At 65.6% G+C, this 23,860-nt stretch carries 21 protein-coding genes; 14 read left to right on the plus strand and 7 right to left on the minus strand.

The window, feature by feature from the left end; translation table 11 throughout:
* Window positions 1–87 precede the first annotated feature (87 nt).
* Together G6P99_RS20230 and G6P99_RS20235 are read right to left on the minus strand one after the other, a co-directional pair.
* Window positions 88–2,367 carry an FdhF/YdeP family oxidoreductase gene (locus G6P99_RS20230; RefSeq protein ID WP_029078671.1) on the minus strand — a complete coding sequence of 760 codons (2,280 nt, stop codon included), beginning with the start codon at window positions 2,365–2,367 and terminating at the stop codon, window positions 88–90.
* Window positions 2,368–2,660: 293 nt separating this feature from the next.
* Window positions 2,661–3,431 carry an enoyl-CoA hydratase gene (locus G6P99_RS20235; RefSeq protein WP_029078672.1) on the minus strand — a complete coding sequence of 257 codons (771 nt, stop codon included), beginning with the start codon at window positions 3,429–3,431 and terminating at the stop codon, window positions 2,661–2,663.
* Between the two features lie 134 nt (window positions 3,432–3,565).
* Between G6P99_RS20235 and G6P99_RS20240 the strand changes: the two genes are divergently transcribed.
* Together G6P99_RS20240 and G6P99_RS20245 are read left to right on the plus strand one after the other, a co-directional pair.
* Window positions 3,566–4,141 carry a PaaI family thioesterase gene (locus G6P99_RS20240; protein WP_035976239.1) on the plus strand — a complete coding sequence of 192 codons (576 nt, stop codon included), beginning with the start codon at window positions 3,566–3,568 and terminating at the stop codon, window positions 4,139–4,141.
* Between the two features lie 60 nt (window positions 4,142–4,201).
* Entirely contained in the window at window positions 4,202–4,813 is a 612-nt protein-coding gene (locus tag G6P99_RS20245) for a TetR/AcrR family transcriptional regulator (RefSeq protein WP_029078673.1), read from the plus strand.
* 239 nt (window positions 4,814–5,052) lie between these two features.
* Here G6P99_RS20245 and G6P99_RS20250 read toward each other — a convergent pair whose 3' ends face one another.
* Window positions 5,053–6,624, minus strand: coding sequence for a winged helix-turn-helix domain-containing tetratricopeptide repeat protein (locus G6P99_RS20250; RefSeq protein ID WP_165123236.1), 1,572 nt, complete (start codon window positions 6,622–6,624; stop codon window positions 5,053–5,055).
* Window positions 6,625–6,795: 171 nt separating this feature from the next.
* Between G6P99_RS20250 and G6P99_RS20255 the strand changes: the two genes are divergently transcribed.
* Window positions 6,796–7,035 (plus strand): DUF1127 domain-containing protein, encoded by a 240-nt coding sequence (locus G6P99_RS20255; protein WP_035976240.1) that lies wholly within the window; start codon window positions 6,796–6,798, stop codon window positions 7,033–7,035.
* A 92-nt stretch (window positions 7,036–7,127) separates the two neighbouring features.
* On the opposite strand, the gene G6P99_RS20260 is transcribed toward G6P99_RS20255, so the two are convergent.
* A complete protein-coding gene (locus tag G6P99_RS20260) occupies window positions 7,128–8,054 on the minus strand; it encodes a LysR substrate-binding domain-containing protein (RefSeq protein WP_029078676.1) in 927 nt (308 codons plus the stop codon).
* A 103-nt stretch (window positions 8,055–8,157) separates the two neighbouring features.
* Between G6P99_RS20260 and G6P99_RS20265 the strand changes: the two genes are divergently transcribed.
* Entirely contained in the window at window positions 8,158–9,315 is a 1,158-nt protein-coding gene (locus G6P99_RS20265) for an acyl-CoA dehydrogenase family protein (RefSeq protein WP_165123238.1), read from the plus strand.
* Window positions 9,316–9,318: 3 nt separating this feature from the next.
* On the opposite strand, the gene G6P99_RS20270 is transcribed toward G6P99_RS20265, so the two are convergent.
* Window positions 9,319–10,251: a LysR family transcriptional regulator gene (locus G6P99_RS20270; RefSeq protein WP_029078678.1), complete on the minus strand. Its 933-nt coding sequence runs from the start codon at window positions 10,249–10,251 to the stop codon at window positions 9,319–9,321.
* 120 nt (window positions 10,252–10,371) lie between these two features.
* On the opposite strand from G6P99_RS20270, the gene G6P99_RS20275 reads away from it, so the two are divergent.
* The 9 genes from G6P99_RS20275 (at window position 10,372) to G6P99_RS20315 (ending at window position 20,340) form a co-directional block, all read left to right on the plus strand.
* Entirely contained in the window at window positions 10,372–11,868 is a 1,497-nt protein-coding gene (locus G6P99_RS20275; protein WP_029078679.1) for a CoA-acylating methylmalonate-semialdehyde dehydrogenase, read from the plus strand.
* A 121-nt stretch (window positions 11,869–11,989) separates the two neighbouring features.
* Window positions 11,990–13,135, plus strand: a complete 1,146-nt coding sequence (locus G6P99_RS20280; protein ID WP_165123240.1) for an isobutyryl-CoA dehydrogenase — start codon at window positions 11,990–11,992, stop codon at window positions 13,133–13,135.
* Entirely contained in the window at window positions 13,132–14,214 is a 1,083-nt protein-coding gene (locus G6P99_RS20285) for an enoyl-CoA hydratase/isomerase family protein (RefSeq protein ID WP_029078681.1), read from the plus strand. Before G6P99_RS20280 ends, G6P99_RS20285 begins: the two co-directional genes overlap by 4 nt.
* Window positions 14,215–14,239: 25 nt before the next feature.
* Window positions 14,240–15,127 carry a 3-hydroxyisobutyrate dehydrogenase gene (gene mmsB, locus G6P99_RS20290; RefSeq protein WP_029078682.1) on the plus strand — a complete coding sequence of 296 codons (888 nt, stop codon included), beginning with the start codon at window positions 14,240–14,242 and terminating at the stop codon, window positions 15,125–15,127.
* Between the two features lie 131 nt (window positions 15,128–15,258).
* Window positions 15,259–16,992, plus strand: a complete 1,734-nt coding sequence (locus G6P99_RS20295) for an AMP-binding protein (protein WP_029078683.1) — start codon at window positions 15,259–15,261, stop codon at window positions 16,990–16,992.
* A 4-nt stretch (window positions 16,993–16,996) separates the two neighbouring features.
* Window positions 16,997–17,476 (plus strand): MaoC family dehydratase, encoded by a 480-nt coding sequence (locus G6P99_RS20300; protein WP_029078684.1) that lies wholly within the window; start codon window positions 16,997–16,999, stop codon window positions 17,474–17,476.
* Window positions 17,477–17,786: 310 nt separating this feature from the next.
* Window positions 17,787–17,933 carry a hypothetical protein gene (locus G6P99_RS20305; protein ID WP_165123242.1) on the plus strand — a complete coding sequence of 49 codons (147 nt, stop codon included), beginning with the start codon at window positions 17,787–17,789 and terminating at the stop codon, window positions 17,931–17,933.
* A gap of 266 nt (window positions 17,934–18,199) precedes the next feature.
* Window positions 18,200–19,117 carry an SDR family NAD(P)-dependent oxidoreductase gene (locus G6P99_RS20310; protein ID WP_165123244.1) on the plus strand — a complete coding sequence of 306 codons (918 nt, stop codon included), beginning with the start codon at window positions 18,200–18,202 and terminating at the stop codon, window positions 19,115–19,117.
* Window positions 19,118–19,158: 41 nt separating this feature from the next.
* Entirely contained in the window at window positions 19,159–20,340 is a 1,182-nt protein-coding gene (locus G6P99_RS20315; protein ID WP_035976293.1) for a TIGR03862 family flavoprotein, read from the plus strand.
* 91 nt (window positions 20,341–20,431) lie between these two features.
* Here the strand turns inward: G6P99_RS20315 and G6P99_RS20320 are convergent, their stop codons facing one another.
* Window positions 20,432–21,646: an MFS transporter gene (locus G6P99_RS20320; RefSeq protein WP_165123246.1), complete on the minus strand. Its 1,215-nt coding sequence runs from the start codon at window positions 21,644–21,646 to the stop codon at window positions 20,432–20,434.
* A 93-nt stretch (window positions 21,647–21,739) separates the two neighbouring features.
* On the opposite strand from G6P99_RS20320, the gene G6P99_RS20325 reads away from it, so the two are divergent.
* Window positions 21,740–22,642 (plus strand): LysR family transcriptional regulator, encoded by a 903-nt coding sequence (locus G6P99_RS20325; RefSeq protein ID WP_029078688.1) that lies wholly within the window; start codon window positions 21,740–21,742, stop codon window positions 22,640–22,642.
* A gap of 98 nt (window positions 22,643–22,740) precedes the next feature.
* Here the strand turns inward: G6P99_RS20325 and G6P99_RS20330 are convergent, their stop codons facing one another.
* A complete protein-coding gene (locus G6P99_RS20330) occupies window positions 22,741–23,820 on the minus strand; it encodes a D-TA family PLP-dependent enzyme (protein ID WP_029078689.1) in 1,080 nt (359 codons plus the stop codon).
* Window positions 23,821–23,860 lie beyond the last annotated feature (40 nt).

The raw sequence follows: 23,860 nt of genomic DNA on the forward strand, positions 1-23,860 counted from the left end.
CCGTAGCCCGGATGAGCGAAGCGATATCCGGGGCGAATGGTCCCGTATGTCGCTTCGCTCATGCGGGCTACATTCAGCGAAGCGGCGCTACGCCGCCTTGTCAGCGCGGCGGATATGCACGGGCACCGACTTGTACGAAGGCGTGCCGCTTTCCTTGTCCTGGTAGTCGAGCGGCACCAGGCCGTTGGCTTCCGGGTAATAGGCGGCGACCGAGCCGCGGGCGATGTCGTAGGCGATCGCGGTGAGGGTGAGGCGGCGTGGCGCGCCCGAGGGCAGCGCGGTCTCGATCTCGACGAGGTCGCCATGCGCAAGCCCGAGTTCGGCGAGATCAGCCGCGTTGGTGAACAGCACGTCGCGCCGCCCGAACACGCCGCGATAGCGGTCGTTCAGCCCATAGATCGTGGTGTTGTACTGATCGTGGCTGCGAATCGTCGTGAGCTTGAGGACCGCGTTGTCCGACAGCACCGGATCCTCCTCGAGGCCGTCGAAGATCAGGAATTCGGCCTTGCCTGATGGCGTCGTCCATTTGCGCTCGGTCGGCGGCAGCGGCAGGCGGAAGCCGCCGGGAATCCGGATGCGCGCGTTGTAATCCTTGAAGTCGGGGAAGACGCCCTCGATGGCGTCGCGGATGCGGTCGTAATCGGCGATCAACTCGGCCCACGGCACCTTGCTTGCCGGCAAGGTCGCCATCGCGATGCCGGCGACGATGGCCGATTCCGAGCGCAGATGCGCGGAGGCCGGGGTCAGCTTGCCGCGCGAGGCGTGCACCATCGACATCGAATCCTCGACGGTCACGACCTGCGGGCCCGAAGCCTGGATGTCGCGCTCGGTGCGCCCCAGCACCGGCAGGATGATCGACTGCTTGCCGACCAGCAGATGCGAGCGGTTGAGCTTGGTGCCGAGATGCACGGCAAGCTCGAGCTTGCGCATCGCGACCGTGCAACGCTCGGGGTCGGGCAGCGCAATGGCAAAATTGCCGCCGAGACAGATCAGGACTTTCGATCGCCCGTCGTCGATCGCCTCCATCGCCGCGACCGCGTCGTGGCCCTGATGGCGCGGCGGCTTGAAGCCGAAGGTGCGCTCGATGCCCTCGAACATCGGGATGTTGGGCTTCTCGGTGATGCCGACGGTGCGGTTGCCCTGCACATTGGAGTGGCCGCGGAGCGGGCAGATGCCGGCGCCCGGCTTGCCGTAATTGCCCTTCAGCAGCAGCAGGTTTGCGATCTGCTGGACATTGTCGGTGCCGTGGCTGTGCTGGGTGATGCCCATGCCGTAGGTGACGATGGTGGCGTTGGATTTTGCGTACGCGGCGGCGACCTCGCCGAGCTGTGCGCGCGTGAAACCGGAGACAGCCTCGATCGCGTCCCACGCCGTGCCGCGCAGATCGGCCGCAAACGCCGCAAAACCGTTGGTGTGCTCGGCGATGAAGGCATGATCGAGCACGTCCTTGGCAACGTCGTCCTTCTCGATCAGCGCCTTCATGACGCCTTTCAGCACCGCGGCGTCGGCGCCGACCTTCGGCTGATAATAGGTCGACGCGATCCGCGTCGAGCTGAAGGTCGCCATCTCGATCGGGTCCTGCGGATCGGCAAAGCGCTCCAGCGCACGTTCGCGTAAGGGATTGAACACGATGATCGGCACGCCGCGGCGCGAGACCTCCCACAGCGTGCCCATCATGCGCGGATGGTTGGTGCCGGGGTTGTGGCCCATCGCGATGATCAGCTCGCAATGGTCGAAATCGTCCAGCGACACCGTGCCTTTGCCGATGCCGATCGATTGCGGCAGGCCGACGCTGGTCGCCTCGTGGCACATGTTGGAGCAGTCGGGGAAATTGTTGCTGCCGTATTCGCGCGCGAAGATCTGGAACAGGAAGGCGGCTTCGTTCGAGGCGCGGCCGGAGGTGTAGAACTCGGCCATGTCGGGATCGGGCAGGCTGCGCAGGCTCGCGCCGATCCGCGCGAAGGCATCGTCCCATGCGATCGGCTGGTAGGTGTCACTCGCGGCGTCATAGGCGAGGGGCTCGGTCAGGCGGCCCTCGTTCTCCAGATGGAAGTCGCTCCAGGTCAGCAGCTCGGTGACGGTGTGACCGGCAAAGAATTCCGGCGTGACGCGCTTGCTGGTCGCCTCCCAGGTCACGGCCTTGGCGCCGTTCTCGCAGAACTGGAAGGTGGAGGTGTGCTCCTTGTCCGGCCAAGCGCAGCCCGGGCAATCGAAGCCATCAGGCTTGTTCGTCCGCAGCAGCGTGATCGGCGCCTCGACCAGATCCATCTGATCGCGAACCGCTGTTGCGGTGGCCTTGAGGGCGCCCCAGCCACCGGCCGGAGCATCATAGGGGCGGATACCGGGAACGTCGCGCTTTCGGACCATATGTCCTCCTGCAGCTCTAGAGTGGTGACCCCGTGCGTTTGTCCCGAAAGTGATTGTCTTGTTGGCCGCAAGCGCGGCGATCCGCGCGACCAGCGCGTTTCTATCGACATGCTCGATCCGATGCGGCTGGCTCGCGATGGAGCTTAGCCTAATAGGCTGGCGTCTGCGGTCAACAGTCTGTCAGGTTGGTCTTCTAGCCCGGATGGAGCGAAGCGTAATCCGGGGCATTTCGGTCGGCGGACAACGTGCCCCGGATTTCGCTCCGCTTCATCCGGGCTACAAGGTATCTACGCTTACCGCTTCCGATCCAAAAATCCCTGCAGCAGGCGCTGCGGCTCGCCGGTCTGGAAGGATTTGCCGAACACGCCGACGCTGAGGTTCACCGACTCGGTCAGCGGCAGCTCTTCCCACTGACGCAGCAAATCCTTCTGGATGCGCAGGGCTTCGGGACCGCATTCCAGCAGCGCCTTGACGGTGTGCTCGACGGCGTCGTCGAGGCCGCCGGGTTTTGCCACGGTGTCGACCAGGCCCCAGGCCAGTGCGGTTTGGGCATCGATGTTCTCCGCGGTCATCATCAGCCAGCGGGCGCGGCCCCAGCCGATCAGGCGCGGCAATAGCGCGGCGTGGATCACCGAGGGGATGCCGACGCGCACCTCGGGCATGCCGAACATCGCGTCATGCGCCGCAATGCGGACGTCGCAGGCGGCCGCGACCTCGAGCCCGCCGCCGAGGCACCAGCCGGGCAGGCGGGCGATGACAGGCGCCGGGAATTTGCGCACGGCCTCGCAGAGGTCACGCAGGCGGCTGATGAACGCCTCCGCAGACGTCTGGTCGAGCGTCGCCATCTCCTTGATGTCGGCGCCGCCGATCATGCTCCGCTCGCTTTCGCCCGTCAGGATCACCGCGCGGATATCGCGGTCGGCGGCGAGGTGCTCAAAACCTTCGCGCACGCCGTTGGTCACGGCCGAGCTGACGATGTTCAGCTTGCCGGCGTTGCAGATCGTGAGGCGGACGACGCCTCTGGAGTCGCGGTCGATGCCGCAGTGGGGATTGAGCATGTCCATGGAAAAAGTCCCGGCGCAGGAATTGATCGCGCCATGTCCCGGACAAAGCGCGTCCCTGTCAAGGGACCGGACTGGCGGTTGCGCCGCAGGGCGCGCGTCTATAGAATTATATTCATCATACAAGTGGAGCCGTCATGACCGCCGCCGAGACCACCGACCTTCATTCGTCCGATCTGCTGCGCAACCGCGTGGTGGAGTGGCAGGCGCCCGGGCCGGTCGCAAAGGCGGCAATGCCGATGTCCGGCATCGAGGCGATGCGCGCGATCCGTGACGGCCGGTTGCCGCCGCCGCCGATGGCGAAACTGATCGGCTTCCGCATGGCCGTGGTCGAGCCCGAGCGGATCGTGATGGAACTCGAGCCGCATGAGAGCCTGGAGAACACCATCGGCCTGCTGCACGGCGCGACCGCCGCGGCGCTGCTCGACACCGCGATGGGCTGTGCGATCTCGACGGTGCTGCCGGCCGGGCAGACCTCGGTGACATTAGACCTCAAGCTGACTTATCTGCGCCCGCTCTCGGTGCGTTCCGGGACCATCTCGGCCGAGGGCAGGGTGATCAAGCTCGGCCGCCAGACCAGCTACACCGAAGGTTTCGTCCGCGACGGCAAGGGTAGTCTAGCGGTGCACGCGACCGCGACATTCTCCATGCTCGGCGGGGAACCCAAGACTCTGGGCAACAGTCGGGACCAGACACCGAATGAGACGAAATAAATGCAGCAACGCGGGCGCAAATCTGCTATTATATGATTAGAAACATTCCATGAGAGCGGCATGCGCTATTCGAAAGAGCACAAGCAGGAGACCCACGCGCGGATCGTGAAGAAGGCCGCAACGCGGCTGCGCGAGCGGGGCGCCCACGGCATCGGCGTCGCCGACCTGATGAAGGACGCCGGGCTGACCCATGGCGGCTTCTATGCGCATTTCGATTCGCGCGAGGCGCTGGTGATCGAGGCCTTCAGCTATGCGATGGACCGGGCCATCGAGCGCTGGCGCAAGGTCGCGGCGGATATACCGCCGGAGAAGCGGCTGTCGACCATCATCGACGGCTATCTGTCGGCGGCGCACCGCGACGATCCCGGCCAGGGCTGCGCGATCCCGGCGCTCGGCGCCGAGATCGCCCGCGAGAGCCCGAAGACCCGCAAGGCCTTTGCCCTCAAGCTCGACCAGATGATCGACATGATCGCCGACCAGATCCCCGACATACCGCGCAAGGCCGCGCGCAAGCAGGCCATGGCCGTTCTCGCGACCATGATGGGCACCATCGTCATGTCGCGGATCTCGGGCAGCGGCGAAATGTCCGACGAGATATTGGCCGCCGGCCGCGAGGCGGTGATGGGACGGGCGGCCGCGGTTAAGGCGCCGGCGAAGAAGAGGGTGAATTAGGCGGGGTCTCTCCCCGCCGTCGTCCCGGGCTTGACCCGGGACCCATAACCACTGATGTCAGCTGTAGAGTTCCGCTGGGGCCACGCTCCCGTCAACAACACGATCCGGTGGTTATGGGTCCCGGCGTTCGCCGGGACGACGGAGAGATACATTCCGCCAAACAGTGCGCGCTCAGCTTCTAGTGTCTCGTAGATGCAGTCGGCCACAGCGTGGATGCGGGCGAGGCCGCGGACTCACGATCAGTCCGGAAGCCCTGCTTCGCGAAGACCCTTGGCAAAAAGGGCCGCATCCTCCGCCCGGCGAAATGGTGCCAGATCTTCCAGATTGGAGATGCGCAGATCGGGATTGCGCTCGCGTGCACGCGCGATGCCCTTCTGTGCCGACTCAAGGCGTCCGGTGAGCGCATTGCAGGCCGCGCTCATGCAGATTGTCAGCAGGAAATCCGGATTGTCGCGCAATGCTTTCTCGGCCCATGACAACGCCATTTCATGACGGCCGGAGAGAAAATGAGCATACGCCACGGCTGCGTTGATGCTGTACATCGACGGATCGAGCGGGCTCAGGCGCATGGCGCGCGCGGTGTAGTCAAGTACGAGGTCGGGCTCACCTCGAAAAATCCTCACCCACGCACCAAGATTCCAGGCTTGCGCCAGGTTCGGATTGATCGCCAGTCCGCGATCCACGAAAGCAATCGCATCATCGAACTCATGGGCGATGAAGGCGAGGACATATGCACCCATGCACATCGCTGCCGGGTCATCTACTCCCAGATGCACTGCTTTCCAGCCTAGCCGCGTCGCTTCGGCACTTTCCTGCTCACGATCGATCATCCAGCGACGCGCTTTGCGCTGGATGTAGCACCACCCGGCCATGCCATAGGCGCACGCCAGACCGGGGTCGAGCTCGATCGCCTTGCAAAAGAGCTGGAGTGCTTCGCTGTTCGCTTCCCTGGTCCAGCGACGAACGCTCGCCAACCCACGCAGGTAGTAGTCGTATGCATCCAGGTTCTCGGTCGGCTTGCGCCTGGCTCGCCTGATTTCCTCGCGCTGCAGCATGGGCGCGATGGCACCCACGACGGTAGAGGTCACCTGGTCCTGCAAATCGAAGAAATCTTCGAGCGCACCATCAAAACGGTCAGCCCAGAGATGCGCGCCGGTTTCAGCATCGATCAGCTGACCGGCGATACGAATGCGATTTCCGGCCTTGCGCACGCTACCTTCGAGGACATAGCGCACCGCGAGTTCGCGGCCGACCTGCTTGATGTCCACGGGCCGGCCCTTGTAGGTGAAGCTGGAATTGCGCGCGATCACGAGCAGCCAACGAAACCGCGACAGTGCCATCGTGATATCTTCCACGACGCCATCGGCGAAATACTCCTGCTCCGGGTCGGCGCTCAGGTTCTGGAAGGGCAGCACGGCAATCGAAGGTTTGTCGGGGAGCGCGACGGTTGGCTTCGCCAGTTCCAGCTCAGCGCCGGCTGTTTCCGCGCTTGCAGGCCCCCGATCTTCCCGGACCGCACCGACGAACCGAAAACCTTTGCGTGGCAGTGTCTTGATCAGGCGCTGCTGTTCGCCGGAATCACCGATGGCGCTGCGCGCGACGTTGAGGCGGGTGGTCAGCGCCGCATCGGACACGCTGCGCCCGTTCCAGATGGCGTCGATGACGTCGTCCTTGCTGACGACGCGCTCCCTGTTGCGGATCAGAAAGTCGAGCAGGTCGAATACCTGTGGCGTGACGGAGACCATGTCCGCCCCGCGATGCAGCTCGCGCCGGTCAGTGTCGAGTGCGTACTCCTCGAAGAGATAGCGCAAGCCGCGAATCCCTTGGGTGTGCCTCCGATGATCGTCATGAGGCGCCTTGGCACCGCCTGGAGCGCCAAGAATAAGCCGCCGGTGAGGAAAATGTAAGCCGCCTGTGAAGCGCGCGCGTTCATGCCGCGGCACCTTGTGCGGGTGGAGAGAACGTATCCCGGAGGTGCTGCAATGAGCACGACCTACAGTCCAACGCGTTCAGCCCGGACGCCCGCGTCGACGCCGCGCGGCCCCGGCGCCTTCAGGAATTTTTGGGATGCAGTTCAGGAATGGCGCAAATGGGAGCGGCTGCGCGCCGATCTCGGCAGTTTGAGCGATCGGGAGCTCATCGATATCGGGATTTCCCGTGGCGAGATCGACCACGTCGCCGCGAACCGGGACACCGACCCGCGAGGCATCCGATCCGCCTGACGACGTCGATATCCGGCAGCGGTCGGAATTGGACACGACCATGCGTCTCCTGGCGCAGATGCCCGCCCTGAACGGTCGGTTACGCTTCCCGCCTATGCTCTGCCGCTGGCGGGCTTTCCGGCGGCCCGTGCCCAGTTGATGAACGCCGTGATCAAGTCCGTCTTCGGGTGTCCTGCGCGGTGCACGATGTAGAATCCGTAACCCGGCAGCTTGATCCGGGAGACCGGCACCAGTGTGCCGTTTGCCAGCTCGGGACCGATCAGGACGGTGCTGCAGATCGCCACGCCCTGGCCGGCGATCGTGGCCTCGATCGCATGCAGCTCCTCGCGAAAGCTCAGGCTTGGCAGCGCCGCGAAATCGGGCGTGGAGCGATGGCGCCGACTGGCGATGCGTTGCCAGTGCTGCCAGCGCGGCGCGTCAAGGTCGGCCGGTGGCCATTCGGCTTCGATCAGGGGGAAGCGCGCCAGCTCCGCTGGGCTCAACGGTCGCTTGAGGTCGCCGACCAGCCGGGGACTGGCGACGACATAGAATTCGTCGCGAAGCAGCTCGACGGAGGGGCCGCCCGGCGGCGCCTTGCGTGCGTAGCGAACGGCAATGTCGGCCTCTCCGCTATCGAGATCGAGCACCGTGTCAGTGCCGATGATGTCGAGCTTCAGGCGTGGATAGGCGTCCCGCCAGTCGGGCAATCGCGGCACTAGCCACCGTGCGGTGAATGCGTTGGTCGCGGTCAGGCGGAGCCGTCCGCTTGTGCCGCCGCTTCGTATCGCGCTCAGCGCCTCAGCGAAGGTTTCGAAGCCGTCGCGAACTACGGGGAACAGCTGTTGTCCGGCGCGCGTGAGCGCCAGCGGCCGCGGCCGGCGGCGGAACAGCGACTGGCCGCAGTGACGCTCCAGCAATTTCAGCTGGTGGCTGATTGCGGTTGGCGTGACGCCCAACTCGGCCGCAGCCAGCTTGAAACTGAGGTGGCGGGCGGCGGCCTCGAACGCGCGCAGTTCGGTCAGCGGCGGCAATTTGCGCATGCGGCATTGTAGATGAATTCAGTTCACCTGCACCTGAATTCTTCGGATTTGCCGTGGCAGTTCCTGCTTTCTAGACTGCCTGTCGCGCGTGATGGAGGTGTCCATGCTGATGACGGCTCACACCGGTGTGTCGGATTATCTGGCGGCCGTGCAACGGCTCGTGCCTCTCATCGACGAGCATCGAGGAAGCTTCGATACGGAGCGCAGGATCCCCGATGCAGTGTTCATCGCGCTCGCCGAGGCCGGGCTATTCCGCCTCTATCTGCCGAAGGTACTGGGCGGTCCCGAATTGTCGCCGTTCGATTTCATGAACGTCGTCGAAGCCGCTTGCGCGCTTGACGGTTCGGTCGGCTGGCTAGTTGGCAACGGCGCTGGAATGAGCCGGACCGGTGGCTATCTGCCGGAAGCGGTGGTTCGCGACTGGTTCGCCGACCCTCACACGTTCATTGCCAGCGCGACCGGAGCCGTCGGCGTGGCGGAACGCGTGGCTGGAGGCTATCGCGTCAGCGGGCGGTGGCCGTTCGGCAGCGGCGCCCATCACGCCACCAGGTTCATGGGGCTGGCCAGCGTCAAGTCCGCCGACGGTGAGAGCGAGCCGCCGTTGTGCTGCTATTTCGCGAAGCGCGATGTCACCGTTCACGACAACTGGTTCGTTTCTGGTCTGCGCGCCACCGGCAGCTGCGATTTTGAAGTCCGCGACGTCTTTGTCTCCGCCGACCACTCGCATCCGTTGGTCGACTTCAAGCCGACGCAACCGGGATTGATCTACCGCTTGCCCGGCCTGTCGGCGTTTGCATCGACCATCTCGGCCGTTCCACTCGGGATCGCGCGGGGGGCGATCGTCGCATTTATTGCGCTTGCCGGCCGCAAGACGCGCTTGGGCAGCACCATGCTGCTGCGCGAGAGCGAGCTCGTTCAGGCGATGGTGGGGCGCGCGGAAACGGCGCTGCACGCCGCGCGTGCCTTGCTGGTCGATGCCATGGCGGAGCTCATGACGGCGACCGATATCGGCGGGGATCGTCTCTTGCAGGCGCGCGCCGCGTTTCGAGCGGCCTGCAGCAATGCAACCGAATGCGCGCTGCAGATTGTCGATAGCATCGCGGCCAACGCCGGCACCGCGGCCATCTTCGAGTCCGGAAAGCTGGAGCGTGCGGTTCGCGACGCCCAGGCGGCGGCCAAGCATGTGGCGGTAAGTCCGAACAACTACACCATCGTCGGGCGGCTTGCGCTGGGGCTCGAACCCGGCACCACGCGCGTCTGACCATCAGGCGTCGGCGCGTCGGGAAGGCCCGCTGAACAGCATGCGCTCGGTTTCCACCGTCTCGTAGATGTAATCCGCCACCGCGCGGATGCGGGCGAGGTCCTTGCTGTCGGCGTGCATCAGGAGCCAGAAGGTGCGGGAGATCCGCACTTCGTCCGGCAGCACCGGCACCAACTCGGGGTGTGCGGTCGCCATGAAATGCGGCAGCACGGCGATGCCGAAGCCGGCGATGGTGGCATTGAGCTGTGCGATCAAATTGGCGCTGCGGAATTTTGCCGAGATTTTTGGCGAGACCTGCGGCAGATAGTCCAGCTCCGGCGTGAACAAGAGCTCCTCGATGTAGCCGACGAAGCGATGCTGCGGCAGGTCGGCGCGCGCGGCGATCCTTGGCGCCTGCGCGAGATAGCCGGGTGCGGCATAAAGCCCGAGCGTGTAGTCTAGGAGTTTGCGGCCGACGATGCGGCCTTCCTTCGGCATGGTCAGGCTGATCGCGATGTCGGCCTCGCGCTTGGAGAGCGAGAACAGCCGCGCGGTGGCGACGAGCTGCAGATCGAGATCGGGATACCGCTCGGTGAACTTGACCAGCCGCGAGGCCAGGAAGTGGCTGCCGAAACCGTCGGGCGCGCCGATCCGCACCGTGCCGGTGAGGTGCGCGCGCGAGCCGCCGACCGCCTCCTGGTTGGCGACGATGGTCGATTCCATCGCCTCGGCGCTGTCGGCGACCCGCTGGCCGGCCTCGGTCAGCAGGTAGCCGGTCTTGCGGCGATCAAACAGTTTTGCGGAGAGGTGGCGCTCCAGCCGGTCGACACGGCGGATCACTGTGGCATGATCGACACCGAGCTGCTTAGCGGCAGCCGAAACCGACCCGCCGCGCACGATGGCCAGCACGAAACGGAAGTCGTCCCAGTCGATCGCGTCGCCGCCTTGATCCTGCATTTCCGCACATCTATGGTGCAATTTATCGGACTTGAATCCTATAAAATGCAGGGTCATTAGGGTTTGTAAAGCGATCTCGCCGCCGGCAGCGGCGATTCAGGTCTCCAAGGGAGGATATTCATGCGCGCGATCGGACATTTCATCGGTGGCAAGGAGGTCAAGGGCACATCGGGCCGCACGGCCGACGTCTTCGAGCCGATGACCGGCGAAGTCCAGGCCAAGGTGGCGCTGGCCTCCAAGGCCGAAGTTCGTGCCGCGGTCGAGAACGCCCGCGCCGCCCAGCCGGAATGGGCCGCGACCAATCCGCAGCGCCGCGCCCGCGTGATGATGAAGTTCGTCGAGCTGGTGCAGCGCGACTACGACAAGCTCGCCGAACTGCTGGCGCGCGAGCATGGCAAGACCGTTCCCGATGCCAAGGGTGACATCCAGCGCGGTCTCGAAGTGGCCGAGTTCGCCTGCGGCATCCCGCATCTGATGAAGGGCGAGTACACCGAAGGCGCCGGCCCCGGCATCGACATCTACTCGATGCGGCAGCCGCTCGGCGTCGTCGCCGGCATCACGCCGTTCAACTTCCCGGCGATGATCCCGATGTGGAAGTTTGCGCCGGCGATCGCCTGCGGCAATGCCTTCATCCTGAAGCCGTCGGAGCGCGATCCCGGCGTGCCGATGAAACTGGCTGAACTGATGATGGAGGCGGGCCTGCCGGCCGGCATCCTCAACGTCGTCAACGGCGACAAGGAAGCGGTCGACGGCATCCTCGACGATCCCGACATCAAGGCGGTTGGCTTCGTCGGCTCGACCCCGATCGCGCAGTACATCTACGAGCGCGCCGCGCAGACCGGCAAGCGCTGCCAGTGCTTCGGTGGTGCCAAGAACCACGCCATCATCATGCCTGACGCCGACATGGACCAGACCGTCGATGCGCTGATCGGCGCCGGCTACGGCTCGGCCGGCGAGCGCTGCATGGCGGTGTCGGTTGCCGTCCCGGTCGGCAAGACCACCGCCGACCGTCTGATGGAAAAGCTGATCCCGCGCGTCGAGTCGCTCAAGATCGGCACCTCGGTCGACCCGTCGGCCGATTACGGTCCGCTGGTGACCCGCGAGGCGGTCGAGAAGGTCAAGAACTACATCGACATCGGCATCAAGGAAGGCGCCACGCTTGCGGTCGACGGCCGCGGCTTCAAGATGCAGGGCTACGAGAAGGGCTTCTATCTCGGCGGTTCGCTGTTCGACAACGTCACCAAGGACATGCGGATCTACAAGGAAGAGATCTTTGGCCCTGTGCTCTCGGTGGTGCGCGCGCACGACTACCAGGAGGCGCTGGCGCTGCCGTCGGAGCACGACTACGGCAACGGCGTTGCGATCTTCACCCGCGACGGCGACACCGCGCGCGACTTCGCGGCCAAGGTCAATGTCGGCATGGTCGGCGTCAACGTGCCGATCCCCGTGCCGATCGCCTATTACACCTTCGGCGGCTGGAAGAAGTCCGGCTTCGGCGATCTCAACCAGCACGGTCCGGATTCGGTGCGCTTCTACACCAAGACCAAGACCGTGACCTCGCGTTGGCCGTCCGGCGTCAAGGACGGTGCGGAGTTCTCGATCCCGACGATGAAGTGATTTCCTCAAGCGTCATTGCGAGGAGCGCAGCGACGAAGCAATCCATTCTTTCCCGGTGCGGAGACGTGGATTGCTTCGCTTCGCTCGCAATGACGATGGGGTAACAAGGGTAGGCGGCGAGATGCAGTTCGCTCTCAACGAGGACCAGATCGCGGTTCGCGACATGGCGCGGGCGTTTGCGGCGGAGAAGATCGCGCCGCACGCGCTCGAATGGGACGAGAAGAAGCATTTTCCTGTCGACGTGATGCGCGAGGCCGCAGGCCTCGGCATCGGCGGCATCTATATCAAGGACGATGTCGGCGGCTCGGCGATGACGCGCTTCGACGCGGCGCTGATCTTCGAAGCGCTGGCGACGGGATGTCCGACCACGTCGGCCTTCATCTCGATCCACAACATGGCCTCCTGGATGATCGATGCCTATGGCAACGACACCCAGCGTCACACATGGCTGCCAAAACTCTGCACCATGGAGCTGATCGCGAGCTACTGCCTGACCGAGCCGGGCGCCGGCTCCGACGCCGCCGCCTTGCGCACCCGCGCGGTGCGCGACGGCGATCATTACGTGCTCAACGGCCAGAAGCAGTTCATCTCCGGCGCCGGCAGCACCGACCTGCTGGTGGCGATGGTACGGACCGGCGGCGATGGTCCCGGCGGCGTCTCGACTGTTGTCGTCGACGGCAAGACGCCGGGCGTGTCGTTCGGCGCCAACGAGCGCAAGATGGGCTGGAACGCGCAGCCGACCCGCGCCGTGATCTTCGAGAACGCGCGCGTGCCGGTCGCAAACCGGCTCGGCGAGGAGGGCATCGGCTTCAAGATCGCGATGGCCGGCCTCGATGGCGGCCGTCTCAACATCGCGGCGTGCTCGCTCGGCGGCGCGCAGTCAGCACTCGACAAGGCGCTGGCCTACATGAGGGACCGCAAGGCGTTCGGCAAACGCCTCGACGAATTCCAGGCGCTGCAATTCAAGATCGCCGACATGGCGACTGAGCTCGAGGCCGCACGCACCTTCCTGTGGCGCGCCGCGGCCGCGCTCGACCGCAAGGACCCGGATGCCTCGATGCTCTGTGCAATGGCAAAACGGTTCGGCACCGATGTCGGCTTCGAGGTCGCCAACCAGGCACTGCAGCTGCATGGCGGCTACGGCTATCTCAGCGAATACGGCGTCGAGAAGATCGTGCGCGATCTGCGCGTGCACCAGATCCTCGAAGGCACCAATGAAGTTATGCGGCTGATCGTGTCGCGCAAACTGATCGAGGGCGCGCGATGAATGATGCGGCAGCTGCCGAGGGCGATCTGATCGCGCGCAAGGAGGGATCGGCCGGCATCATCCGCCTCAACCGGCCGAAGGCAATCAATGCCGTGACGCTTGAGATGTTCCACGACATCGACAAGGCGCTCGACCTGTTCGAAGCCGATCCTGATGTCGCGGTCATCGTGCTGGAAGGCGCCGGCGAGCGCGGCCTGTGCGCCGGCGGCGACATCCGCGCGCTCTGGGAAAGCTCCAAGGTCAAGGGTGACCTCGGCAAGATCCTGTGGCGCGACGAGTACATCCTCAACGCGCGGATCAAGAAATTCCCGAAGCCATACATCGCCTTCATGGACGGCATCGTGATGGGCGGCGGCGTCGGGCTGTCGGCGCACAGCCGCCACCGCGTGGTGACGGAGCGAACCAAGCTCGCGATGCCTGAGGTCGGGCTCGGCTTCTTCCCCGATGTCGGCGGCACCTATCTGCTGTCGCGCTCGCCGGGCGAGGTCGGCACCTATTTTGGTCTCACCGGCACCACCATGAATGGTCCGGACGCGATCTACGCGAAGTTCGCCGACGCGGTGGTGTCGAGCGCCAAGCTGCCGGCGCTGCGCGAGGCGCTGACCAAAATTGCGCCAGGCACCAGCTCGGTCGAGATCGATCGCCTGATCGCAGGCTTCGCCACCGGCGAGACATCCGGCCCTGTTGCCGCGATGCAGGCCACGATCGACAGCTGGTTCGCGCGCGGACGGATGGAAGACATCATTGTCGCGCTGAAAGCCGATGGCTCCGATCTGGCGCAGGCAACCTTGAAGACGCTGGCTGAGAAGTCGCCGCGCGGCATGGTGGTGACGCTGAAGCTGCTGCGGCTGGCGCGCGCGACCGCGACGCTGGAGGAGTGCCTGGTGCGCGAATATCGCGCGGCGCTGGAAGTGTTCGCCAGCGACGATTTCCGCGAGGGCGTGCGCGCCGCCGTGATCGACAAGGACCGCAATCCGAAATGGTCGCCGGCGAATATCGAGGACGTGACGCCGGAGATGGTGGCACCGTATTTCACCGAGATCGGTGCCGACGAACTGAAATTCCCTGACAGCAAATAGAAACGCCGCAAGCGGAGGACTTCCCATGGCAAACGTCGCATTCATCGGGCTCGGCAATATGGGCGGGCCGATGGCGGCCAATCTGGTCAAGGCCGGCCACAAGGTGACCGCGTTCGATCTGATCGCGGCGTCCCGCGATCAGGCCAAGAGCGATGGCGCTGCGATCGCCGACAGCGGCGCCGGCGCGGTGAAGGGCGCCGATGTCGTGATCACAATGCTGCCGGCCGGCAAGCACGTGCTCGGCGTCTGGAACGAGGTGCTGCCGGCGATGGGCAAGGGCGCGCTGATCATCGACTGCTCGACCATCGATGTCGAGAGCGCCAAGCAGGCGCATGCGCTGGCCGCCAAGCATGGCATGGCCTCGGTCGATGCGCCGGTCTCCGGCGGCACCGGCGGCGCCAAGGGGGGGACGCTGACCTTCATGTGCGGCGGCGAGGCGAAGGCGTTCGCGGCGGCCCAGCCGATGCTGGCCAACATGGGCAAGAAGATCGTGCATTGCGGCGCCGGCGGCGCGGGGCAGGCGGCCAAGATCTGCAACAACATGATCCTGGGCATTTCCATGATCGCGGTCGGCGAGGCCTTCGTGCTGGCCGAAAAGCTCGGCCTGTCGCACCAGGCGCTGTTCGACGTCGCCTCGACCTCGTCGGGGCAGTGCTGGTCGCTGACGACCTATTGCCCGGTTCCCGGCCCCGTGCCGACCTCGCCCGCTAACAACGACTACAAGCCGGGTTTCGCCTCAAACCTGATGGTCAAGGACCTGACGCTGGCGCAGGACGCCGCCACTGCCGCCGGCGCCGTCACGCCGCTCGGCAAGCATGCGCAGGAGCTCTACAAGACCTTCGACGCGTCGGGCCATGGTGGGGTCGACTTTTCCGGAATTATCCAGCACGTTCGCAGCCTCGCTGGGAAGTAATGTTGATCGCGTCATCCTGAGGTGCGAGCGCCAGCGAGCCTCGAAGGATGCGGCGCCCGTGGCCCATCCTTCGAGACGCCGCGCAAGGGCGCGGCTCCTTAGGATGACGCCAGAAAACGTGGTGAAGCCGGATGACCACATTTCAGGACGCACGCGCCTTTCTGCTCAAGCACCGCACCGACTACGACACGGCGGTGAGGGATTTTCGCTGGCCAGATCCGGTGCCGTTCAACTGGGCGCTGGACTGGTTCGACGCCGAGCTGGCGCACAACGCCGACAGCCGCGATCGCCCGGCGCTGTGGATCGTCGATGCCGCCAGCGGCAATGAGACCAAGCTTTCCTTTGCGGCGCTGTCGCGCCGCTCGAACCAGGTGGCGAATTTCCTGCGCGCGCAGGGGCTGAAGCGCGGCGATCATCTGTTGCTGCTGCTCGGCAATGTCGTGCCGCTGTGGGAGACCATGCTGGCGGCGATGAAACTCGGCGTCGTCGTGATCCCGGCGACCACGCTGTTGACTGCGGATGAATTGCGCGACCGGCTGGATCGCGGCCGGGCCAAGGCGGTGGTCGCGACGCAAGATCAGGTGGCGAAGTTCGCCGGACTCGGCAGCGACAAGCTGGTGCGCATCGTGGTCGGTGCGACGCAGACCCAGGACGGCTGGCTGCCGTTCGAGGACGCCGCGAAGGCGCCCGAGGCATTTTCGCCCGATGGCCCGACCAAGGCCGACGACCCGATGCTGCTGTATTTCACCTCGGGCACCACGGCAAAGCCAAAGCTAGTGCGGCACAGCCAGCGCAGCTATCCGGTCGGCCATCTCTCGACCATGTACTGGATCGGCCTGCAGCCAGGCGACGTCCATCTCAATATCTCGTCGCCCGGCTGGGCCAAACACGCCTGGAGCTGCTTCTTCGCGCCGTGGAATGCCGGCGCGACGATCTTCATCGCCAACCAGCCACGCTTCGAGGCGAAAGGACTGCTCGCGACCATCGCCCGCTGTGGCGTCACGACGCTGTGCGCGCCGCCGACGGTGTGGCGGATGTTCATCCAGGAGCAACTGTCAGACTTCAAGGTGAGCCTGCGGGAAGTCTGCGGAGCCGGCGAGCCGCTCAATCCCGAGATCATCGACCAGGTCAAATCGGCCTGGGGGCTGACCATCCGCGACGGCTACGGCCAGACCGAGACCACCGCGCTCGCCGGCAATTCGCCGGGGCAGAAGGTGAAGGTCGGCTCGATGGGCCGGCCGTTGCCGGGCTATCGCGTCCAGGTCACCGACAATGACGGCCATGCGTCCAAGGAAGGCGAGGTGACGCTGTTGCTCGGCGCCGACAGGCCGGCCGGCCTGATGCAGGGCTATCAGGGCGACGACGGCAAGCTCGCCGGCGCCGACGGCGAGATCTATCGCAGCGGCGACGTCGTGTTCACCGATGACGAGGGCTATCTGACCTTCGTCGGCCGCACCGACGACGTCTTCAAATCCTCCGACTACCGGATCTCGCCGTTCGAGCTGGAAAGCGTGCTGCTGGAGCACGATGCGGTGGCGGAAGCCGCCGTGGTGCCGAGCCCGGATCCGATCCGGCTGGCGATCCCGAAGGCCTATGTGCTGCTGGTCTCGGGTGTCGAGCGCACGCCGGAGACCGCGCTGTCGATCTTCCAGCACCTGCATGCAAGGCTGGCGCCGTTCAAGCGCATCCGCAAGATCGAGCTGGTGACCGAGCTGCCGAAGACGATCTCCGGAAAAATCCGCCGGGTGCAGTTGCGCCGGCTCGAACATGACGATAATCGCAGCGATGCGTTGCGCGGAGCCGAGTTCCGCGAGGAAGAATTTCCGGAGCTGCAGAAGGTGCGGTCGTCCGGATCGGAGAGCTAGCGAAATGAACGAAGTCTGGAAGAAGCCGCCGGTGTCGCTGGAAACCTACCAGGGCATGGTCGGCAAGGAGATCGGCGTGTCCTCGTGGCATCTGCTCGATCAGGGCCGCATCGATACCTATGCCGACGTGATCGAGGATCACCAGTTCATCCATGTCGATCCCGAGCGTGCGAAGAAGGAGACCGCCTTCGGCACCACGATCGCGCATGGTTTCCTCACGATGTCGCTGATGTCGATCATGTCCTACGAGGTGATGCCGGTGCTCGAGGGCACCGCGATGGGCGTCAATTACGGTTTTGACAAGCTGCGCTTTATCTCGCCGGTCCGCTCGGGCAAACGTGTCCGCGGCCGCTTCGTGCTGGCGGAAGCCACGCTGCGCAAGCCGAAGGAACTACTGTCGCGCACCAACGTCACGGTCGAGATCGAGGGCGAGGAGAAGCCCGCGCTGGTCGCCGACTGGCTTGGCCTGATCTATTTCAGCTAAAGCGACGTAAGATCGTCTGAATAGTAGCCACGACGAGGTTGCGCTCCCACTCCCGCTCGCGGGCGGGGCGAGCGCAAATGACGTCTGAGGCTTTGAAACTGACGTTTCCACATCGTCATGGCCGGGCTTGTCCCGGCCACCCACGTCTTCCTTTATGCCGAAACCAAAGGCGTGGATGCCCGGGCCAAGCCCCGGCATGACGAGTTTCATAGGCGGTGAGTTGCTCGCCAAGTCCACTTGGCGCATTGACGGCGACGGTTCCTGGTGTCCATCATCGCCCTTTAGGCGGTGCGGTCCCGGAGTGGCAGCCATGGTGCAGAACATCGTCGCCGGACTTGTCGTAGTCGCTTTGATTGTGATTGGGGCGATCAGCTACGCCCAGGAGCATCACGAGTGCTGGAGCGGGCACCTGCTCAAAAGCCTGAAACCCTGCGGATCGATGACTCCTTCCGTATAGCGCGCCCGATGGCCGTCTTGGACGGTCCTGGCCGGGCTTGACCCGGCCAGCCATCGCTGCTCAAAAGCTGCCAATCGCGCGCGGCAGTACCCTCTCCCCCTGTGGGAGAGGGTGGCTTCGCGGAACGCGAAGCCGGGTGAGGGGTCTGCCTCCACGCAAAGACTCTCGCTTGAGTTCGCGGAGACAGACCCCTCATCCGGCGCGCCGGCGCGCGCCACCCTCTCCCACAAGGGGGAGAACGGAAGAAACGACAGGGAAATACTTGCATGGCAATCAGGTTTGACGGACGCGTCGCTATCGTCACCGGCGCGGGCAATGGTCTCGGACGGGCGCATGCGCTGGGGCTCGCCAGCCGCGGCGCCAAGGTCGTGGTCAATGATTTCGGCGGCGCGCGCGACGGCACCGGCGGCTCGCTGTCGCCGGCCGAAACCGTGGTCGAGGAGATCCGCAAGGCGGGCGGCATCGCGATGGCCGACGGTGCCGACGTCTCGAATTTCGAACAGGTCACCGCGATGGTCGAGCGCGCCACCAGGGAGTGGGGCAGCGTCGATCTGCTCTGCGCCAATGCCGGCATCCTGCGCGACAAATCGTTCGCCAAGATGGAAGTCGCCGACTGGGACAAGGTGCTCGGCGTGCATCTCACCGGCACCTTCTACTGCTGCAAGGCGGTGTGGGCCGGCATGCGCGAGCGCAACTACGGCCGCATCGTGCTGACGACCTCGTCGTCCGGCCTGTTCGGCAATTTCGGCCAGGCCAATTACGGCGCGGCGAAGGCCGGCATGGTCGGCCTGATGAACGTGCTCGCCGAGGAGGGCCGCAAGAACAACATCAAGGTCAACACCATCTCGCCGACGGCGGCGACCCGTATGACCGAGGAACTGCTGCCGCCGCAGGCGCTGCAGTTGATGCGGCCGGAAGCGATCACGCCGGCGGTCGAATTCCTGCTCTCGGAGGATGCGCCGACCCGCACCATCATGGGCGCTGGCGCTGGATCGTTCGCGGTGATCCAGGTGCTGGAGACCGAAGGCGTCAACCTGCCGCAGTCCGAATGGACGCCGGACGGCGTCGCCGCGCACTTCAAGGACATCGCTGACATGTCGACCGCGAAGGCGCTGCAGGGCGCCTTCGAGCAGACGCAGAAATATGTCGCCCAGGCCGCCGCGCGGGCGGGGATCAAGCTCTGAGCATGGTCGTCGCCGTCATCGGAGCCGGACCTGCCGGCCTGATGGCGGCGGAGGCGCTCGCGCAAGGTGGCGCTGAAGTCGCCGTCTACGACGCGATGCCGTCGGCCGGCCGCAAGTTCCTGATGGCGGGCCGCGGCGGGCTCAATCTCACCCATTCCGAACCGCTGCCGGATTTCCTTGCGCGCTATCGTGAGGCGATGCCGCGCCTGAAGGCCGCGGTCGAGGCATTTCCCCCCGACGCCCTGCGCGCCTGGAGTGAGGCGTTGGGGCAGCCGACCTTCGTCGGCACCAGCGGCCGCGTATTCCCCAGGGCGTTCAAGGCATCGCCTCTGCTGCGTGCCTGGCTGCGGCGGCTCGACGCTGCGGGTGTGCAGTTCGCATTCCGGCATCGGTGGACCGGATGGGACGCGGGCGGCGGACTGCTGTTTGAGACGCCGGATGGCCGGCGCGCGATCAGTGCCGATGCAGCCGTGCTCGCGCTCGGCGGTGCAAGCTGGCCGCGGCTCGGCTCGGACGGCGCCTGGGTGGACATCCTCGCCGCAAAGGGCGTTGCCGTCGCGCCGATGAAGCCGGCCAATTCCGGCTTCACGGTCGCGTGGTCCGATGTCTTCCGCGATCGGTTCGAGGGCCAGCCGCTCAAGGGCGTCGCGCTGACGATCGGCCCGCACACCGTGCGCGGCGAGGCCATCGTCACTCGCGCCGGGATCGAAGGCGGCTCTATCTACGCATTGTCGGCGGAGCTGCGCGAGGCCGTGCTCGCCAAGGGAACGGCGACGCTGAGCGTGGCGCTGCGGCCCGACGGTGCGCGCGACGAACTGATCGCGCGGCTGTCGGCGCCGAAGGGCAAGCAAACCTTCTCCAACTTCCTGCGCAAGGCCGCGCAGCTCTCGCCGGTCGGCATCGGGCTGCTGCAGGAGGCGGCCATCGCCTCCGGCCGATCGCTGGCCGCGTTGCCGCCGGCCGAACTGGCCGATCTGATCGGTGCGGTGCCGATCAGGATCACCGGCGTGGCGCCGATCGCGCGGGCGATTTCGAGCGCCGGCGGAATCAGGTTCGACGAGCTTGACGAGCATTTCATGCTGCGGCGGCTGCCCGGTGTTTTCGCCGCCGGCGAGATGCTCGATTGGGAAGCGCCGACTGGTGGTTATCTGCTGCAGGCGTCATTCGCGACCGGAGCCGCCGCCGGAAAAGGCGTGTTGGTGTGGCTCGCGCAGAAATCGTAGGACGGGTAGAGCGAAGCGAAACCCGTCGACTTCGATCCACGCGGAGACATGATGGGTTTCGCTGCGCTCTACCCATCCTACGAGATCGTCGTCATTCCGAGCCGGTCTTCGTCGCCATGTCGGTGATGAAGCCGAGCACGCCGAACCCCGCGGCAACTGCGCAAACCATATTCCAACTGCCATAACTCCACGCCGCCGACGCCGCGGCCGCGCCGATCGCGCCGCCGATGAAGAACAGCGCCACGAACAGGCCGTTGATTCGGCCGCGCGCCTCGGGCCGCAGCAGGTTGACGGCGCGGCGGCCGAGCGTCTGGTCGGTGGTGATGCCGAGATCGAGCAGGATGGTGCCAAGACTGAGCACGACAAGCGCTGCGATCCGGGATTCGAGCATGCCGGCCCAGGCGCACAGCGCGAGCGATGCGATGATGAGAAGGTGCGAGACGATCAGCAACGGGCGCGCAAAACCCATGTCGCCCCAGCGCCCGGCGATCGGGGTTGCCGCGGCCCCGGCGACGCCGATCAGCGCGAACAGCGCGATGCCTTTGGCATCAAGGTTGAACGGCGCGTCCGGCAGCCGCAGCGCGACCGCAGCCCAGAACGCGGTGAATGAGGCCATCACCAGCGCCGCGGTCCAGGCGTGGACGCGCAGCACCGGCTCCTCGCGCAGCAGTCGTGGGAACGACGCCAGCAGCGCGCCGTAACTGACCTTCGCTGAAGGTTGCAGCGTCGGCAGATAGCGCGCCAGCGCACCGGCGAGCACGATCATCAGGATGGCCGAGGTGAAATAGTAGCCGCGCCAGCTCCAGTTGTCCGCGATCAAGCTCGCCATCGGCCGCGACAGCAGGATGCCAATCATCAGGCCGCTCATGACGTCGCCGATCGCCTGTCCCCGGCGCTCCGGCGGGACCATCGAGGCGACCAGCGGCACCACCATCTGGATCGCGGCGCAGGACGCGCCGAGGATGAAGGTAGCGGCGAGCAGGATCAGCGGCGTTGGCGCCAGCGCAGTGCCGACCGCGGCCACGATGGCGCAGGCGAGCGTGCGCAGGATCAGCCGCTTGTTCTCGACGAGATCCACCAGCGGCACCAGCAGCAATAGCCCAAGCGCATAGCCGAGCAGGGTCAGCGTCGAGATCAGGCCGGCCTGCAGCGCCGTCATGCCAAGCGAGCGGCCGATCAGGCCGACCAGGATCTGTGGCGCAAACAAGTTGGTGACGACGGTGCCGGTGGTGATGGCGCCGATCCAGATCAGGGGGCGCACGGAGACGGCGCGCGCCGGGAGTTTGGTGGCTTCGGAAATAGTCATGGGACCTCGCGATGGAGTGGCGAGGCCCCCTTTAGGGGATCGGCTTAATATGCTACAATTCAAATAAGATGATGATGAATATGCGAGATTGTTATGAACACGCATGACCTAGTGGCGTTCGTCGCCGTGGTGGAGACCGGATCAATCGTCGCGGCGTCGGCGCGGCTCAACCTGACCCAGCCCGGCGTGACGCGGCGGATCCAGAATCTCGAGGAGATGCTCGGCGCGCAGTTGCTGGACCGGCTGTCGAAGCCGCTGAAGCCGACCGCGGCGGGGGTCGAAGCCTATGAGCAGGGCCGCCGCGTGCTGCGCATGCTCGAGGATCTCAAGTCAGGCGTCGCCAATGACGGCGTGGTGCGCGGCGAGTTCAGGCTCGGGCTGACGCCGTTCTTGTCGGAGGCGGGGCTGACCGGTCCGCTCGATGCGGTGCGCGGCGAATTTCCCGCGCTTGCGGTGCGCGTCGTCTCGGGCTGGTCGCCCAATCACCTGGAGCGGGTCAGCCGCAACGAGCTCGACGCGGCTGCGATCTGCCTGCCTGACGGCACCGCGCCGCCTGACGATCTCGTGGCCTCCGATCTCGGCGCGCAGCCGGTGGTGTTCGTCGTCGCGCGCGACATGAAGACGCCGAAATTCGCCGACCTCGAATGGCTGTCGCGGGTCGGATGGGTGATCAACCAGGACGGCTGCGGCTTCCGCCAGACGCTGAAGCGCCATTTCGATGCGGCGCATCTGCCGTTCACCATCGCTGTCGAGGCGCTCGACAGCGAGCTGCGCCTGTCGCTGGTGGCGCGCGGGCTCGGCATCGGCCTGGTTACGCCGGTGGCGCTGAAGCGCAGCGCGTTCAAGAGCCGGCTCAAGACCGTGAAGATCGCGGACTTCAATCCCGCGGTCCGCGCCTGGATCGTGCATCGCCCGCCCGCCGGCCGGCTGGCGCAGCCGATCGAGGTGTTTCGCGCGGCGCTGGATCAGGAGTTGCAGGCGCTGATCCGCGGGTAGATTTGTAGGATGGGTAGAGCGAAGCGAAACCCATCAACTTTTCTTCCGCGCGGAGACATGATGGGTTTCGCTGCGCTCTACCCATCCTACAGGATAGCCTAGCGCAGCTTGCCGCGAGCCGCGACAGGCAGCGTGCCGATGATTTCGTCGCCGCGCACCATCACGACCTCATCCATCATGTTGACGACGACGCAGACATGGTTCGGCACGATCCGCACGACGTCGCCGACATTCGGGCGGGTGTTGCTGCGGGAGAGGTCGAGGAAGCCGTGCTCCTCGGCAAAGCGTGCGATCCTGGCCTCGGGATGTTCGAGGATCAGGCCGTGGCCTTCCAGCCCGCCGGTGTCCGAGGTCAGTGTCTTCGAGCCGGCGTCGAGGATGCCGCGCTCGGGGCCGGCGCGGCTGACGACGGTCGAATAGATATGCAGGGCGCAGTCGTCCCAGCCGGCGACGCCGGCCGCGACCTGCATGCGGTCGTTGTAGATATAGGTGCCGAAGCGGTGCTCGGTGCCGCCTTTCAGCTTGCCGAGATTGACCAGGTTCGGCGTGCCGCCGGTGGAGACGATTGTCGCGTCGAGGCCGTGGGCGCGGACGCCGGCCAGCGCCTCGTCGTAGAATTTCTGCGCCTCGGCCCAACCGGTCTCGGTCGGGTACAGCATGAAGCCCGCGAAGCTCAGGCCCTTGGAGGCCGCGATCTCGCGCGCCAGCGCGATCGCCTCGGACGGGGTCTCGACGCCGGCGCGCTTGCGCCCGGTGTCGCACTCGACCACGACGGAGAGCGGGCGGCCGGAGGCGGCTGCCGCCTTCGGCAAGTCGCCGACCACGACCGAATTATCCGCCGCGACGGTGACGTTGGCCTTGCCCCGCAGCGCGCCGAGCCGCGCCATCTTCTCGTCGCCGAGCAGATTGTAGCTGATCAGGATGTCGTCGATGCCGGCATCCGCCATGATCTCGGCCTCGCCGAGCTTCTGGCAGGTGATGCCCTTGGCGCCGGCCTTGATCTGCAGCTGCGCCAGCGTCGGGTTCTTGTGGGTCTTGATGTGCGGCCGGTTGGCGACGCCGGCCTGATCGCAGGCCGCCTGGATGCGCGCGATGTTGCGCTCGACCCGGTCCATGTCGATCACGGCGCAGGGCGTGCCGTAGTCCTTGGCAATCTTGGCGGCGAGGGGCGTGGTCATCGGGTCAACTCCAGTTATTTCCGTCATTGCGAGCGGAGCG

It is taken from the genome of Bradyrhizobium sp. 6(2017) (assembly GCF_011058295.2).
Taxonomy (GTDB): domain Bacteria; phylum Pseudomonadota; class Alphaproteobacteria; order Rhizobiales; family Xanthobacteraceae; genus Bradyrhizobium; species Bradyrhizobium septentrionale.